This window comes from Paenibacillus sonchi (assembly GCF_016772475.1).
In the GTDB taxonomy this organism is placed as follows: Bacteria; Bacillota; Bacilli; order Paenibacillales; family Paenibacillaceae; genus Paenibacillus_AQ; species Paenibacillus_AQ sonchi.
Genome location: NZ_CP068596.1, coordinates 106,243 through 123,756 on the forward strand (window position 1 = coordinate 106,243; position 17,514 = coordinate 123,756).

Annotated in this window: 6 protein-coding genes; all 6 read left to right on the forward strand. The window is 51.7% G+C overall.

Annotation, left to right across the window (positions count from 1 at the left end):
- Positions 1-43 precede the first annotated feature (43 nt).
- Positions 44-1,066, forward strand: a complete 1,023-nt coding sequence (locus tag JI735_RS34015; RefSeq protein WP_202677779.1) for an acyl carrier protein — start codon at positions 44-46, stop codon at positions 1,064-1,066.
- 50 nt (positions 1,067-1,116) lie between these two features.
- Positions 1,117-1,347 carry a beta-ketoacyl synthase N-terminal-like domain-containing protein gene (locus tag JI735_RS37140; RefSeq protein WP_267919333.1) on the forward strand — a complete coding sequence of 77 codons (231 nt, stop codon included), beginning with the start codon at positions 1,117-1,119 and terminating at the stop codon, positions 1,345-1,347.
- Positions 1,344-2,900, forward strand: coding sequence for an acyl carrier protein (locus JI735_RS34025; protein ID WP_202677780.1), 1,557 nt, complete (start codon positions 1,344-1,346; stop codon positions 2,898-2,900). Before JI735_RS37140 ends, JI735_RS34025 begins: the two co-directional genes overlap by 4 nt.
- 66 nt (positions 2,901-2,966) lie before the next feature.
- On the forward strand, positions 2,967-13,916 hold the full coding sequence (locus JI735_RS34030) for a non-ribosomal peptide synthetase (protein WP_039835552.1): 10,950 nt from the start codon (positions 2,967-2,969) through the stop codon (positions 13,914-13,916).
- A gap of 54 nt (positions 13,917-13,970) precedes the next feature.
- Positions 13,971-15,269 (forward strand): diaminobutyrate--2-oxoglutarate transaminase, encoded by a 1,299-nt coding sequence (gene ectB / locus JI735_RS34035; protein ID WP_411830158.1) that lies wholly within the window; start codon positions 13,971-13,973, stop codon positions 15,267-15,269.
- A 125-nt stretch (positions 15,270-15,394) separates the two neighbouring features.
- Positions 15,395-16,774: an MATE family efflux transporter gene (locus JI735_RS34040; protein WP_233476571.1), complete on the forward strand. Its 1,380-nt coding sequence runs from the start codon at positions 15,395-15,397 to the stop codon at positions 16,772-16,774.
- Positions 16,775-17,514: the final 740 nt, after the last annotated feature.

The window sequence follows — 17,514 nt, forward strand, 5'->3', positions numbered from 1 at the left end:
GCGGTGCGTAGTGCAATACTTGGAGAAAGAGAGGGGTTACACGTTGGATGCCCAAATAAATCTTTCGGTAAAGGTAACCACAGACCTTATTCAGTCAATTGTGGCCATTTGCAGTCTCAGCGAGCAGGAAATTACGCTGCATACGGAGCTGGAAAAGTACGGATTTGATTCCATCACACTGACGGAGTTAACGAATAATCTTAATAAGAAGCTGGGGCTTAAGCTTACGCCGGCTCTTTTTTTTGAAATGAAAGAAATCACTGTACATTCTATTGTGCAGCAGCTCTGTGACAAGTATCCGCAGGAGCTGGCGGCATGCTATTCCGGCTCTTCCAAGGGTTTAAGCCTTGGGGGCAAGGGCGTAGCCGCAGAGCCGGAGCTAGTATTCCGAAAACCTCAACCGGTGGCCGCAAGTTCTGTTGGAGAAACGCTGACAGGCGGCGGCTTTGTGTCGGTTAACACCGCCAAAGCGGCGAATCCTTTCCGAACAGCTGCATGTGTAACTGGTTTAGGGGAAGGGCCGCTTGACTCACAGCGAGACAGTGGCGACCTGCCCGAGCAGGCCTGGCCGTCGTTAGTAATGAACGACAGGGTTAAAACGTATGATCCGAAACCTTGCGGGGCGGTTGCGGTAATCGGAATCGGTGGTGTGATGCCCCAATCCGACAATCTGGAGGCGTTCTGGGACCACCTCGTCAAGGGGGATGATCTTATAACTGAAATCCCTTCGGAACGTTGGGATTGGCAGGCATTCTACGGCGATCCGATGAAGGAAGCGAACAAATCTCAATGCAAGTGGGGCGGCTTCCTTAAGGATGCGGCCTCATTTGATCCCCTCTTTTTCCGGATGTCGCCGAATGAAGCGCTGCTGCTTGATCCGCAGCAGCGCAAGTTTCTCGAAACGGTATGGCAGACCATTGAAGACGCCGGCTACAGCCCGCCGTCTCTGGCCGGCAGCCAGACGGGGGTATTCGTCGGTGTTACCAACAATGAGTACGCCGACTTAATTGCAGAGTCTAAGCTTCCTGCGGATTCGCATTCGATTGTATCGAATGCGCATTTTTAATTGCCAACCGGACTTCCTATTTTTTCGATTTCCATGGTCCTAGCGAGGCAGTGGATACTGCATGCTCCAGCTCGGCGGTAGCTCTTCACCGTGCCGTACTGTCCCTGCAGGCAGGCGAATGCCGGCTTGCACTGGCAGGAGGAGTAAATTTGCTTTCGTCTCCGCGCAGCATGGTAGCCTTTGACAAGGCAGGGATGCTCAGCAAGACAGGGCGCTGCCGTACCTTTGACAAGCAGGCAGACGGCTTTGTCCGGGGGAAGGAATCGGAGCGCTGCTGTTGAAGCCGCTGGCTCAGGCAGAAGCGGACGGGGACCCTATTTATGCTGTAATTAGGGGAACTGCCGTCAATCATGGCGGTCGTTCAAAATCATTTACAGCGCCTAATCCAAGTGGACAGGCGGAGGTAATAAAAGCGGCGGTTGCCCGGAGCGGTGTTGATCCATCTGCGATTTCCTATATAGAGGTCCACGGCACCGCCACCACGTTGGGAGACACCGTGGAGCTGGAGGGGATCAAAAACGCATTCGCGGAGCTGAGGAAGCAGTGGGGAGTACAGTCCGTGCCTGCACCCGCATGCGGCCTGGGCTCGGTTAAATCCAATGTCGGCCATCTGGAGGCGGCATCAGGGATAGCAAGCCTGCTGAAGGTAATCTTGGCGCTCAAGCATAAGGAGCTGCCGCCAAGCCTTCACTGCAATGAATTAAATCCGTTTATACAGCTGGACGATAGCCCGTTCTACATTGTCCTTGAGAGACAGGAGTGGCGGCAGCCGGTTGATGCAAGCCATCGCAAGCTTCCCCGCTTGGCTGGCATAAATGTGTTCGGAGCTGGAGGGGTTAATGCCCACATTATCATCGAGGAGTACGAACAGCCGGCTCAGCCGGAGCCGAAGAGCGCGGACGAACCGGCTGTGATGGTGTTCTCGGCCAAAACCAAAAACAGCCTTCGAGAGATCGTGCAGGCTACGGCATCATTTGCCGAGAAAGAAAGCAGGTTTGAGCTTCTACATGCCGCCTACACATTGCAGACAGGCCGTGACGAGATGGAGGAGCGGGTTGCTTTTGTCAGTCAAACCGCTGAGGAATTTGTGGAGAAGGCCCGGCTCTATATAAGCGGACAGGAGATTGGAAAGGAAGAAGGTATCTATGAGACGGCACCTCCAGCGGTAAGACAAGGCATTTGCGAATTAATAGGCAAGGATGTAACCAGTCAACGATATGTCGATATGCTAATGCAGAGCCAACAATGGTCTACCATCGCCAGGTTATGGGTAAACGGCGTTCCTATCGAGTGGGTCAAGCTCCATCCGGAAGGAACCAGATCACGGTTGCGCCTCCCGACCTATATGTTTGCGAAGCAGCGGTATTGGATACCCCGCTCAGGGGAGCTTAACCGGAGCCGGGAAGCCTTGGATTCTACGACAGGGAAGGCGGAAGTGTCACCGTTCAGTGCCGTGGAATCTGCTGGGCCGGAGGAAGCCGTCAGCCGATATTTCGGGAACAAAATCAGCTCCATGCTGGGAATTCGTCCAGAGGAGCTGCGCATGGACAAGGAGCTGCAGGAATTCGGATTTGATTCTATTATGGCGATGAAGTTCAAATATGAGGTGGAGAATGAGCTGGGGCTATTGCTTCCGATGGAGGTGCTGGGAGAGAGCCGCTACATCAAGGATTTGGCGGTGCGCATCGTATCCTCACCTGGACAGGAGGAGCTGTGGAAGGCTATAGCAGGCTCCTGCCCAAAGAGCGATATCGAGTCATTAGAATCAGACCAGTTGGATGCTTTGTTCGAATCTTTGAACAGGAAGCTTTACGGCCAGACGGTGCTTCCTTAAGGACGGTCTTTCCGTCCTTGCATACATGTCTTGCAGTGAGCCTTTCACTCTGGAAGGAGAGAAACCATGCTAAATCACAATCAGTTTATCCAATTATCCGACAAGGAGAAAAGGGAAGTTCTACAGCGTATGCAGCAGCTTGTTCAGGATAAAGAGCTTTATGCTGATTCCGGCACGTCGGTTCAGGCTGGAAATGCGGGATCGGACCGTGAGCGGTACAGTCCGTTTCCATTGTCGGATATGCAGGAATCATTTTCGGTGGGCAAGTTTTTCGGGGGAGCGACCGATCGTGTGGGCTGCCATATCTATTTCGAGTTGGAGGAATATGATCTGGATGTCTCCAAATTGACATCTGCCTGGAACCAGCTGATTGCGTACCATGAGATGCTGCAGACAGTCGTTTTGGCCAACCGGTCCCAGCGGCTTCTGGAGCAGGTGCCCGAATATGTGCCTCAGGTATTTGACTTAACCGGCAGTGGTCAGGAAGAGATGGACCGCCATATCGGGGATATGAGGCTGCGCATGTCCCACAAGCTGTACGAGACGGATGAATGGCCCTTGTTTGAAATATGCGTGTCCAGGCTGAACCAGGGCCGGCACATCATTCACTTTAGCATTGATGAATGGCTAGTGGACGGCTTCAGCATGGCGACACTGTTCAAGCAGTGGTACCAGTTGTACCGCAACCCTTCCTGCAAGCTTCCGCCACTAGAGTTCACCTTTCGTGAATATATGTTATATCAGCACAATCAGGAGGGATCTCCCCGATACAAGCGAGATCTTGCCTACTGGATGGAGAAGTATGCGGAGGTGCCGAACGGTCCATCCCTTCCGTATAACTTGAATCCTGCGAAGCCATCAGGGCAGCCTTACTATGAGCGCAAACGTTATCAGCATGTATTCGGCAAGGAGGATTGGACACGGCTCAAAAATATGTCCCGGGACATGGGAATTTCGCAAACAGCCCTGCTCATCCTGTGTTTCAGCGAGCTGCTGTCGTATTGGAGCGAGGACGACGCTTTTTCAATCATTCTTACATACTTTAACCGGCCTCCCGTTCACCCGCAGATTGACCAGGTTGTTGGACCGTTTGTATCAACCAACATTTTCACGATTAAACATGTCCGCCAGCTATCTCTCAAAGCCAAAGCAAAAAGCTATCAGCAAAAACTCTGGGAGGATCTGGACTATAGCAGCGTGAGCGGAATCCGGGCCTTGAGGGAGCTGCGGGTGCGCAGCAAGCAATCCCCCGCGCTGTCCATTCCGATTGTGTTCACCAGTATGCTGAATAATGCGGGGAGGGCGGCGGAGGACAGCTGGCTGGCCAAGACAGTGTACTCGATCTCCCAGACGCCGCAGGTTTGTCTGGACCACCAGGTATACGAGCAGGATGGTCAGTTGACCGTAATGTGGGATGCTGTGGAGCAATATTTTCAACCCGGGACTTTAGCCGGCATGTTCGCCGAATACGTGAACATTATCAAGCAGCTTGCGAACCTGAATGACTGGGATAAGATCTCCTTGAAGGACAAGCTTCGGGGACCGCTACCGCTTGCCGCTATTGCATCTCCGGCGGGAAGATATGATAGATTCCGGTTGTCCGATATGCAGCAAGCGCAATTGTTCGGACGCCTGAATTATAAGGCAGCCTGCCGGATGTATCAGGAGTTTGAACTGGAGGGGCTTGACGTTACTCGCCTCCAGCATGCCTGGAACCGTGTAGTGGGAGCCCATGATATGCTGCGGGCTGTCATTAACGAGAACGGCACCCAACAGGTATTGGAATCGGTTCCTGAGTATGTGATTTCCGTATACTCTCATAAGCAATCGGATTATGAAGAAGATCATCGGGCAGCGGAAAGGATACGACAGGACAAGCAACAAATAGAGCTTCCTTTAAACAAGTGGCCTTTATTCGATCTGTCCGTTTCGCTGTGGAAAGGGAACAAGGCGCGGATTCATTTGACCATTGACGCATTGATTGCGGATGGGAACAGCATTGCCATGCTGTATCATGACCTATTCAAGATATATGTGACTCCCGATGCTTCCCTGGAGGAAGCCGGGGTTAACTATCGTGATTATCTTGAGGCTTTGGATCGCTTCCGCAAATCGGACGAAGGCAAGGCGATGGCTGCATACTGGAAGGAGAAAATGACGGATCTGCCTTCAGGTCCCCTGCTTCCCTCTACTGAGGGCGGAGGAACGGAAAGAGGGCACCGCCGGCTGGAGGGGAGAATTCACAATTGGAGGGCGTTCAAACGAAAGGCCGAAGAGTTATCCATCGAACCCGGAATTCTGTTGTTCGCTGCTTACGCTCAAGTGCTGGAGGAACGGAGCAAGCAAGGGCCCTTCACCATCGTGTTCGTCGATTGGAGCCGCCCGGCGGTCCATCCTGATATTCAGCGAGTCGTCGGTGATTTCACATCCCTCAGTTGGGTTGTGATCCGCCCTTCCGGTCTGTCTTTTGCCCAGAGGGTCCGCACCTTGCAAGCGAGCATACGCAATGATTTGGCCCGCAGTGCCGTCAGCGGCTTGGGTGAGCTTCGCAAGAAGCTGATGCTCGCTTCAACCGATGCGCCGCTCAGCTTCCCGGTAGTGTTTACAAACAGCATAGCAGGCGGTGCCTTGCCGATGCCGCCGGAAGTTTCGGTCGGATTCGGACAATCTGCGACCCCCGGTGTTTATTTGGACAATATGAGCCTTGAGCGTGAAGATTCTCTCTGGATCCAGTGGGATTACGATGCATCCGTATTGCCGCCGGAAATAGCGGAGGCCATGTTCGAGAGGTATCACGGATTGCTGACCGACCTGGCCCATGATCCCGATCTGTGCGTTCCTGATCAGCCTAACCTGCTATCTGGGCCTGTCGGATGCATCCACTCGCTGTTCGAGAATCAGGTGGAGAGAAATCCCCATGCCGTGGCCCTTACATTCAAGGGGTCGCAGATAACATACGGGGAGCTGAACAAGCGGGCAAATCGGCTGGCTCATTATTTGCGCCGGCAGGGTGCGGGACCCGAGGTCATGGTCGGATTGTGTATGGAGCGTTCTTTCGAGCTGCTGATTGCCATTCTTGCCATCCTTAAAAGCGGGGGAGCCTATATTCCATTGGACCCTCACAGTCCCAAGGATCGGTTGTCCCTAATCATCGAGGATGCTAGCCTGCCGATGATTATTACCCGGACCAGGCACATGCCTGAGCTGCCTGAACTAGCCCAGGCCCAGTTCATCTGTCTGGACCTCCTTGAACAGGAGCTTGCCGAAGAGGATGACCGCAATCCGGAAAGCGGTGTGAACGGTGACAACGTGTCTTATGTCATCTATACATCCGGCTCAACCGGTAAGCCGAAAGGAGCTCTGATCCCCCACTCCAACGTAGTCCGTCTGTTCTCTTCGACAGAGGCGTGGTTCAGCTTCAGGGAGACGGATGTCTGGACGATGTTTCACTCGTATGCGTTTGACTTTTCGGTGTGGGAAATGTGGGGAGCGCTGCTTCACGGCGGACGTCTGGTGATTGTTCCCTACGCCGTCAGCCGTTCCTTTGACCAGTTCTACCGGCTGGTTGCTGCAGAGGGGGTAACCGTACTTAATCAGACGCCGACCGCCTTCAAGCAGTTTATGCTGACTGAAGACAGGCTGGAACATCCGGGAGCCTTGTCGCTCCGGTATGTCATCTTTGGAGGTGAGGCGCTTAACCCGCAGAGCCTGGCTCCTTGGTTTCAGCGGCATGGCGACCAGAAACCGAGACTGATTAATATGTACGGTATTACGGAGACCACGGTACATGTCACCTACCGGCAGATAACCAGAGAGGATCTTTCTTCTAAGACCAGTGTCATCGGTACTCCTATCCCTGACTTACAACTGTATATATTGGATGACCAACTGCGCCAGGTGCCGACAGGGACTTCCGGAGAACTCTATGTAGGCGGCAAAGGACTGGCAAGAGGCTACTTGAACCGTCCCAGTCTGACGGAAGAGCGGTTCATTCCGAATCCGTTCTCCACCGAGCCGGGCAGCCGATTGTATAAGACAGGGGATGCCGCGTTGCGCCTGCCCGGCGGTGATGTGGAATATCTCGGACGTATGGATCTGCAAGTGAAGGTGCGCGGCTTCCGGATAGAGCTGGGTGAGATAGAAACAGCGCTGCTTAAGATGGGCGAGATCCGGCAGGCGGTTGTGGCTGTGCAAGACAAGGACACCGACGATCCGAAGATTGTCGCTTACCTTATATGTGCCGATCGGGAAGCGCCGACGGCCAAGGAAGTCCGTCAATACGTAAGGGGAACCCTGCCGGATTACATGGTGCCGAATGTCATTGCTCGTATCACTGAGCTCCCACTAACTGAGAACGGTAAGCTGAACCGGGATGCGCTGCCATGGCCGATTCCGACTGGGGAGGCGGAGAAGCCATTCCGGACGGACGGCGGCTATCAGGGACTTCTCCGCGGCCTGATGGATATATTCCGTGAAGCACTGGACACAGAAGATGAGGTGACGGCAACCGATGATATTTTCGATCTGGGGGCAACCTCGCTGACTCTCATGACGGCCAATCAGCTGATTGCAGAAAGATATGAAGTCACGGTTCCGATTGAAATCTATTTCTCCAACCCAGCCATTCAGGATATTGCGGCTTATATACACGGCAATACGGCAGGCGGCTCTCCGCTCATGCAGGAGCCCGGACCGGCCGCAGCAGCCACAACCAGTACAGAGGGAAATCCGCCCGATATTGAAATTAAGCAAGATGCTCCTGCAGCCCGAACCAGCATTACGGAGCAACTCCTCGGCATGTTCCGGGAAGCGCTGGAAACGGAAGAGAACATACAGGTTTCTGACGATCTGTTCGATATAGGCACGACCTCGCTTACCATCATGACAGTAAGCCGGATGGTGGAGGAGAAGTACAAGGTTACAATACCGATGGACCTGTTCTTCCGCTCCCCTACAATTGAGGATGTGGCCCAGTTTATTGCGGACGAGACGATGGCGGATCCTTCCGGATCTTCGTTTAGGTTACCAGAGGATGCCGGTAGACTAATTGCGGTTTCAGCATCTGCCGTAGAAGAGAAACCGGCACAGACTGTACAGCTGCAGGCTTCGCCGTTCAAAAAGATGTTTTACCGCTTCGCCTCAAGCAAACACCTCTTTGAACAGAAGCAAATATCATTTGATGTCTTCTCCGCCTTCCTTGCGCTGTTAAAGATGGAGAAGGTGAAAGGCGATAGCAGATTCCTCTATCCATCGTCCGGCGGACGCAATGGCGTTCAGACATATGTTTATATCAAGGATGGCGGCGTAGAAGGCCTGGAAGGTGGCTTGTATTATTACCACCCGCTGACGCATGAATTGTATTTGATCTGCAAACCGTTCAAGATGGATTCCTCCGTCCATATGGAGCTGAACCGGCCTGTGTTTGAGCAATCCGCCTTCAGTATCTTCTTCATTGCCCAGTTGAATGCACTAAGGCCGGTGTATGTGGATTACAGCGAGAGTCTGGCTAAGCTGGATACCGGTTATATGGCACAACTGATGATGAACAGACAGCATGAATTCAATATCGGGTTGTATCCGGCCATCGGACTTGATTTTGAGAGTATTGCCGGGAGCTTTCGGCTGGACGGCGGCCACCGGTACATTTTCTCCCTTATGGGAGGGTATTTCGATTACCGGGCGGCCGATACAAAGCTGTTTGATGAAGCGGCATTTGTGCAGACATTGAGGGATCGCCGCTTTGATATTGCCGGACATTTTAGAGCGCGTCCCGTATACGAGACGGCGGAGGATATTCTCCGCATCCAGAGGGAGCGGAAGTTTAATATTTTGAGCCGTAAAGAGCTGGTGCAGCTTACGCGGGAACAGCCCCATATCCGCAAATTCAATGAAGCCGATGAGCGAATCGCGCTGGCTCCGTACCAATGGGACCCATCCTATTACACCCTTCGTGCCAGCAGGCGGCATTATAAGAACGCACCTGTTTCTTTCTGCCAATTCAGCAAATGGCTATCCACTCTGGGTAAAGAAGAGATCGATTCGCTGGAAAAGGGGTTATATACTCCTCCCGGAGGTGTTTCCGGTCTGAAGATTTATATCTATGCCAAAGAGAACGGTGTAGAGGATCTTCAGGAAGGCGTATACGCATACCATCGGGATAAGAATGCTTTGACAATGGTCAGCGCCGGATTGTCCGAGCCGATTCGAGCCTGTCACACCCCCTTCAATATCAAAATCAGTGTCGAAGCCAAATTCTTCATCTTCCTGGTCAGCGATTTATCAGAGAGCCGCATTCTCCTTGGAGGGGGATGCACGGTTTATGCACAATTGGAATCCGGGATGATCGGACAAGTATTGATGGATAGGCAGGCGGAATGCGGAATCGGAACGGTGCCAATCGGCGGAATGGACTTCGATAAGATTGCCCGCGACTTTGCAATCGGTGATGGGGACATTTATATTCACAGTTTCATGTGTGGTTCTGTGGATTTCGAAGAGGAGAGGGACCCAGGATATGTCCTTGAAGAGAACGGGGCAGCGCCGAATCTGCTGAAAGAGGGGGCGGTGTGGGAGATAGAAGCGGAGACGGCTGTCCAGGCGGAAGAACGTCCGGGATTGCCTGTCCAGCAGGGGAATCTACATTTTCCTTTGTCTCTGGGGCAGCAATCATTGTTCTTTGTTCATTGCTCATATCCGGAGAGTGCTGCGTACAATACGGCTTACCATGTGAGAATCCGGATTCCGCTGCGCCTTGAATTGTTCAAGCGTGCGCTGGAGTTCCTTGTCTTCAAGCATCCGCTGCTCCGGACTACCTTCGCTATCATCGAAGGGGAAGAGACGCAGATCGTACACGACCATTACGATCCTCCCATCGAGCTGATCGATGCATCTGGATGGGATGAAGCGCGGCTAACTGCGGAAAATATCAAGGAATACCGTGTCCCGTTCCGTTTGACTGAGCAGCCGGGCTTCCGGGTGGTTCTGTTCCGTATATCGGATAACGATCATGTGCTACTGTTTAACATTCATCATATCATCACGGATTTCACTTCCACAGGCTTGATGGTTCAGGATTTATGGACGTTCTACGGAAAGCTGATGAATGATCCGAGTACTATACCTGTCACAGCGCCGGATATGCGTTATTTTGATTATATTGCCTGGCAGAGAATGCAATTGGACGGCGAAGAGGGGACGAGGATGTGGAAGTACTGGGAATCGCAGTTAGGCGGCGAGCTTCCTGTGCTTGATCTACCGACAGATAAGCCGCGCCCGCCCATCCAAACCTCCAGTGGGGCAACCCTGAACTTTAGCATCGACAAAACGTTGACGGATGAGCTTGTGAAATTTTCGCGAAAAGAAAAGAAAACGTTATATACGGTGGTGCTTGCCGCCTTCCAGGTACTGCTCCACCGTTATTCGGGGCAAGAGGATGTGATTGTCGGTACGACCGCTTCAGCCAGGGGGCCGCTTCGTTTTCAGGATGCCTCGGGTTATTTCATTAATCCGCTTGTTATTCGGGCTGACTTGTCAGGCAAACCGACCTTCAGGGAAGCACTTGAGCGGATAAGCCAGACGATGTATTCGGCTCTGGACAATCAGAATTATCCGTTCTCGCTGATGGTCAAGCAGCTTAAGCCGGTCCGGGATTTCAGCCGGTCTCCCGTATTCCAGGTTACCTTCCAGCTCCTGAGCCAAAATATGTCCGCGAAGATGAACGGCGGTGACGGGGCCGTCGAACTCTATGAAATCCCCCAGCAAGAAGGGCAGTTTGATCTGGAGCTGGAATTGATGGAGGGAACGGACGGAATGAAGGGCAGATTGGCCTATAACAAGGATTTGTGGTATGAGAGCACGATGGAACGGTTTCAGGCGCATCTGGTTAATCTGCTTCGAGAAATTATTGCCGATCCGGAGAGAAAGCTGCTGTCTTACGATTTCCTCGGACAGGAGGAGAAGAGACTTCTTCTTGAGACATGGAATAACGAGGGCAGAACCTATCTCTCGAAACAGTCTATAAACCAACTGTTTGAGCAGCAAGCGGAGCAACATAAAAACGAGATTGCCGTTACGGCCGGAGGAACCGGAGACCAGTCTCTTTCAATCCGATACGGGGAGCTGAATGCACGGGCTAACCGGTTGGCGTACTTCCTGCGCTCCATCTACCCGCAGGCGGGGGGTGTAGTGGGAATCTGTTTGGAGAAATCCATTGAGACGGTCGTGTCCGTGCTTGCTGTATTCAAAGCAGGTTGCGCATATGTGCCGATTGACCCTGCCTATCCGAGAGATCGGATCGAATTTATCGCTGGTGACTCCAATGCCGTGATTATTATAACCACCTCGGACATGGAGCCGAACTTCGATCCAAAGCAGACCACGGTCATCTGTCTGGATAAAATTCAGGACCGGTTGTATCGCTTCGACGATGCCAATCCGGATGATCCGCCTCAGCCCGAAAGTCTGGCCTATGTAATCTATACGTCTGGTTCAACGGGAACGCCCAAGGGCGTCGGGATTACTCATGGCAGTGCTGTAAACATTTTCTGTGGGTACCGGGATGTTTATTTGCTCGAACGGAACAACAGGACCCACTTGCAGATGGCGGCCTTTACGTTTGACGTCTTTATTGGTGATCTGATGCGGGCTCTTTGTTCTGGCGGGCGACTGGTGCTCTCTCCTCGGGAATACGTCATTGATCCTGAGCGGCTGCACCGTCTGATCGTTGAAGAGAACATTCATATTGCAGAATTTGTACCGGCGGTTATGCGGCATCTGGTTCAATATATGAAGGAAAAAGACATAATGATGAATACCATGAACACTGTCATCATAAGCTCAGACAGCTGGAATATGAAGGATTTAAACGAGTTCCGCCGTTATTTCGGTAAGGAAACAAGGTTTATCAATGCATATGGTGTGACAGAAGTTACCATCGACAGCACGTATATAGACTGTGCTGACCTGGACCCTGACATTCAGGGCTTTGTCCCCATCGGCAGGCCCTTTCCGAATACCGACATCTATATTGTAGACCCGGAGTTGAAGCTGGTTCCTATCGGCGTAGTGGGTGAACTCTGTATAGGAGGCAAAGGAGTTGCGACAGGTTACATGAACCGGCCCGCTCTGACCGCCGAGAAGTTCGTCGTGAACCCGTTCAGACAGGGCGGAAATGAGCGGATGTACCGTTCAGGCGATATGGCGCGATACTTGCCGGATGGCAGCATTGAGTTTTTGGGGAGAGCGGACTACCAGGTGAAGGTTCGCGGGCTGCGGATCGAAGTAGGCGAAATTGAGGAGGTGCTTGTGCGCCATCCTTCCGTAGGGGAAGCGGTAGTGCTTGCCAAGCAGGATCAAACAGGCGAGAGTATACTGATCGGCTATTATACGGAGGCTGTGCCAGGCAACCTGTCACTCGACGAATTGCAGAATTATGTCCGGAGCAAGCTTCCGGAATACATGGTACCGACTATATTTATCCGGCTTGACGCCTTCCCTTTGACAAGCAACCGCAAGATCGACCGCAAGGCTCTGCCTGCGCCGGACTCGGCGTCGAAAGTATCCATGCGCGATATCGTACAGCCAGCAACCGAAATGGAGCGGCGGATGACCGCAATCTGGAAGCGAGTCCTCCAACTAGAGAACCTCGGCGTCACGAACGACTTTTTTCAGGTGGGTGGCCATTCGTTCCTAGCCATCAAGCTGCTTGACGAGCTGAAGCGTGAGTTGCAGTCGGATATTTCTCTGATGGAATTTTTAGAGAATCCGACCATCCGGTATATGGCCCGGAGGTTTGACAGGGTGGAGAAAGACGTATGGAAAGAGGAAGAGTCGTGGACCGGGAGCCTGGAGGAGGACGCCAAGCACACAGAAGCAGCTTATCCGGAGTGGTACAGACCGCGGAACATTTTCCTGACCGGTGCGACGGGACATCTGGGGATATACCTGCTGGTAAACCTTCTTGATCTGTATGAGACGGCGGTAGTCCATTGCCTGATCCGTGCGAGAAACGAGGATGAAGCCCGCGACAAGCTGGAGCATACGCTCCGCAAGTATCTGCTCTGGCGGGAGAAGCTGCTGGACAGAGTAATTCCGGTAGTGGGAGATTTGGAGAAGCCGCTGCTGGGGCTTGACTGTGCTCAATATGACGAACTGGCGCGCAATATGGATATTATCTTCCATAATGGAGCGTATGTTAATTTTGCGTATCCCTACGAGGTTCTGAAGAAGGCCAACGTGAACGGTACAGCTGAGGTGCTGAAGCTGGCCTCCCGAACCAGAATCAAGCCAATGCATTATATTTCCACCACATCCGTCTTTGAGAATACCGAAGTAAGATCCGGAATTTTTCAACGTGAAATCGTGATTGGCGACAATACGGAGCTGGTTTACAACAAGAAGCTAGACCGGGCGCTAGGGTACACTCAGAGCAAGTGGGTGGCGGAAAAACTGGTGCAGCGGGCCAGGGAGCAGGGGATGCTTATTACAATATACAGACCTGATGTCATATCGGGACATAGCGAAACAGGTATCTGGAACAACAATGATTTTGCAGCTAAAACTTTGCAGAGCATTGCGGACACGGGATTAATCCCGAAAGGTCGGTTCAAATTCAATTGGCTGCCAGTGGAAACGGCGAGTCAAGCGATCGTTCGGTTATCCAGCCTCCCAAAATGTCTGAACCGCAATTTTAATCTCGCTTCTCCGTATTCCTTCGAGCTGCGGGACTTGGCGGAATGGTTGACCGAGGCCGGGTTCCCGGTTAAAGAGTTGCCTTTTCACGCATGGAGGAGACAGATGGAAGAACTCCAAGCTAAGGCAAGCGTCTCCGAAGATATCCCGGAAGAAGTATGGAAGGCCGCTGAAAATCAGGACCCGCGGGCAATGCAAGTCTATGATCTGAAAAATCTTACGGTTGCTCTTAGAGATACGGACATCAAATTTGAACCGATCAACAAGAATCATATCAGTAAATATGTAGAGTATTTCATACAATCTGGCTATTTGAAGAAAAAATAGAAGAAATAAAAAAGTAATAATCACCAATAAATGGTGATTATTACTTTTTTAATTATGGCAAAGGGAGCGTTTATAGTGATTCATGAAGAGCTCGAATCCAATGTGAAATCGTATTGCCGGTCATTCCCGATTACATTTGGCAAAGCCAAAGGCTCTATTCTCTACTCTACCGACGGCAGGCCGTATATTGATTTTTTTGCCGGAGCTGGTGCCCTCAATTACGGGCACAATCACCCTTATATCAAGGAGCGTCTGATTGCTTATCTGCAGGAGGACAGCATTATTCACGGTCTGGATATGTATACAGAGGCCAAGCAGCAGTTTATGGCGGATTTCCAGGAATACATATTAAGGCCGAGAGGGATGGAATACAAGCTGCAGTTCTGCGGGCCGACAGGCACCAACGCAGTGGAAGCAGCCATGAAAATAGCCCGTAAGGTCAAAAAGCGCGCAGGTATCATATCGTTCATGGGAGGTTTTCACGGAATGTCCCTTGGAAGCCTGGCGGCGACGAGTAATCGATCTTCCCGCGCAGGTGCAGGAATGCCGCTGCACAATGTGACATTCATTCCTTATTACGACGGATATCTGAAAAATTTTGACTCTCTGGGCTTTCTGAATGCACTGCTCTCAGATACCCATTCTGGCGTGGAGAAACCAGCTGCAGTTATCGTTGAGACGGTGCAGGCGGAAGGGGGGGTTTATGTTGCTCCTGCGCAGTGGCTGGAACAACTGGCGACGTTGTGCAAGCGGCACGATGTCCTGCTGATCGTTGATGACATTCAGGTGGGCTGCGGCAGGGCAGGGTCATTTTTTTCCTTTGAACGCGCCAATGTACAACCCGATCTGATCGTACTGTCCAAATCAATCAGCGGTTATGGGTTGCCTATGTCTTTACTGTTAATGAAGCCGGAGCTGGATATCTGGAATCCGGGTGAGCACAATGGAACCTTCCGTGGGAATCAAATGGCCTTTGTTGCGGCCTCGGCTGCATTGGAACTGAGAAGCAGCGACAACCTGGAGCAATCTGTCTGGCAAAAGGAGGCCATCATAGAAGAATTCCTGCTGAATGAGATCAAACATTTGATCCCGGGGGTAGAAATACGCGGAATAGGACTGATATGGGGAGTTGATTTCGGAGGCTGCGCAGATCCGATGATCGCAGAGCGGATAGCCAGCGCCTGTTTCCAGGCCGGATTGATTATTGAGCGAGTCGGACGTAATGATACGGTTTTAAAGATCATGCCACCGTTAACGATTGAGCAGGATCTGCTGCTGCAAGGCTGCGAGATTATTAAGCAGGTCTTGATATCCGTAGCTTCCGATGGACACTTGACCCCTTCTATTTTTTGAGAAATGCAAGTTGATTGTTTTAATACTAGTGGTGTAAAATATGTTTATAATTCAAAAAAATAGGAGAATGGGGCTGAAAATCTATGAGCGATGCAAACATTTCCATAGAGAAAGCGGGGGGTGGAATGTCTGATGAAATACTAAAAGGCCCGATTGTTCCAACATCTATCAAGCTTGCTGTGCCGGTTATCATCGGGCAATTAATGCTGCTTTGCCACGGCATAACAAATACCGTATTTATTTCGATGATCGACAAGTCATCGACAGCGCTGATAACCGGGATAGGTCTGATCTTTCCGATACATATGTGCTTCCTTGCCATGAGCCTTGGACTGTTCACCGGTATGAGCTCGATTGTAGCGAGAGGTATCGGTGAGAAGAACAAACATATAACTGACAGGGCGGCGGGTTCAGGCCTATGGTTGGCAATTGGACTGGGGCTGATTTCCGTTACCGCAATCTATCTGTTTTCCAGCTCTATCGTCCCGTTTCTGTCCGGTTCCGAGATGAGCCAGGAAGCGCTGGACAATGCGCTGGCCTACTTGCATTGGATTCTCCCTGGCCTTGGCTTGATGCTGGTGTTTCAGACGCTTCTGGGCGTGCTGCAAGGAGAAGGCTTGTCAAAATATTACGGAATGGCCATGCTTCTTTCCACTGTAATCAATATTATCCTGGACCCGATCTTCATATTCGGGCTGGATATGGGCGTTGCCGGTGCCGCATTGGCCACTACAATCGCCATGTCCATCGCTCTTTTGTTTGTTATCAGCCTGTTCCACAGGAAAAAATCGAGTCTTCCCGTCACCTGGAGAGCCAGAAATGTGGATCGGACTGTAATTACCAAAATTGTCTATATCGGCCTGCCACAGACACTCAGCATGATCTCTCTGTCTGTTGCAAGCGCATCTATCAATAATTTGATGGGCTCCATCAGCGAAAATGCAATGAACTCCTGGACTATTGTCGGAAGAATCGATGAGCTTCTCCTGCTGGCAGGTTATGGCTTTGGCAGCGCCTCATTGACCCAGATCGGCCAAAACTACGGTAGCGGAAATATGTCCCGAGTACTCAGCATTTTCAAGACCAATGTGCTGCTGTCGCTAGCGCTGTGCAGCTTGCTTGTTCTGGTCTACAACGGCCTGGCGACCCACATCTTCTCCATGTTCACCGGAGTATCCGATGTGGTGGATGGTGCCGTAAGACAGGTGCGGATCGTTTCGCTTTCCTATCTAGGCGTAGTGACAGCTATAGTAGTAACCAGCTCCTTCCAAGGAACTGGAAGAGCAATGCCGGGGCTCATTCTCGATATTCTGCGAATGGGGCTGCTAACCATCCCTGTGTCATATATGCTCTTCTATTGGTATGATGCAGGTGCCACCGGTATTTTCTATGCCATGGCGGTTATCAACCTGGTTATGATGGTGTTCGCCTTTGGATGGTGCTATCTGTATCTTAAGAAACTCAAGCAGTCCAGCGGTTTGACGGAAGCATTGGCATTCAAATAATAACCCAGCACACAACAATTGGCTTGGGGAAAACGTCCACGGGAGGAAACTATGGGATACGTGCATACAGATACGAAGCTGAAAGAGTATTATCGACAGCATGGAGGGATAACCGAACCGGGCGAATGGTCTGCTCTTTACAAAGACCTGCCCGATCAGCCGGATGATCTGTGCAGGCTAATTCAAGGCCTGGCCATTGATTTTCAGCATGCAGATCTCTATGGAGTGAAGCTGACGAATAACCGGAAGGAAGAATTGGAGCTGCGTTATGTCGCCAGGCTGCTGGGAAAGCTTTATGAGCTCCAGCCCGAACCGCTGACTGCTCGCAGGGAACCGAAAGACCGGCTACTGCTGACTTCACGGGATATCAACGTTGTGCTTTGCTCCATGCTGCGCCACAAAGGGATACCAGCGCGTGTGCTGTGCGGCTTCTCCGCCTACCGCGCCGACTTTTATCCTGCCCATTGGATATGTGAGTATTGGAAGGAAGAAGAGGAGCGTTGGGTATTGGCGGATGCTTCGCTAGACGATACGCTTCGCAGCTCCATGGGGCTTTCCTTCGGACCCGATGACATTCCCAAGGAGAAGTTTTACCGTTCCGAGGATGTCTGGACGAAGTGCCGTAAAAACCTGCTGGACGACCGTCTTTTCGGTTATCAGCAGGTTACAGGCCTGGGCTTTATCCGGGGCAACCTGATTCGTAACTTTGTCTCCCTTAATAAATATGAAGTATCGCCTTG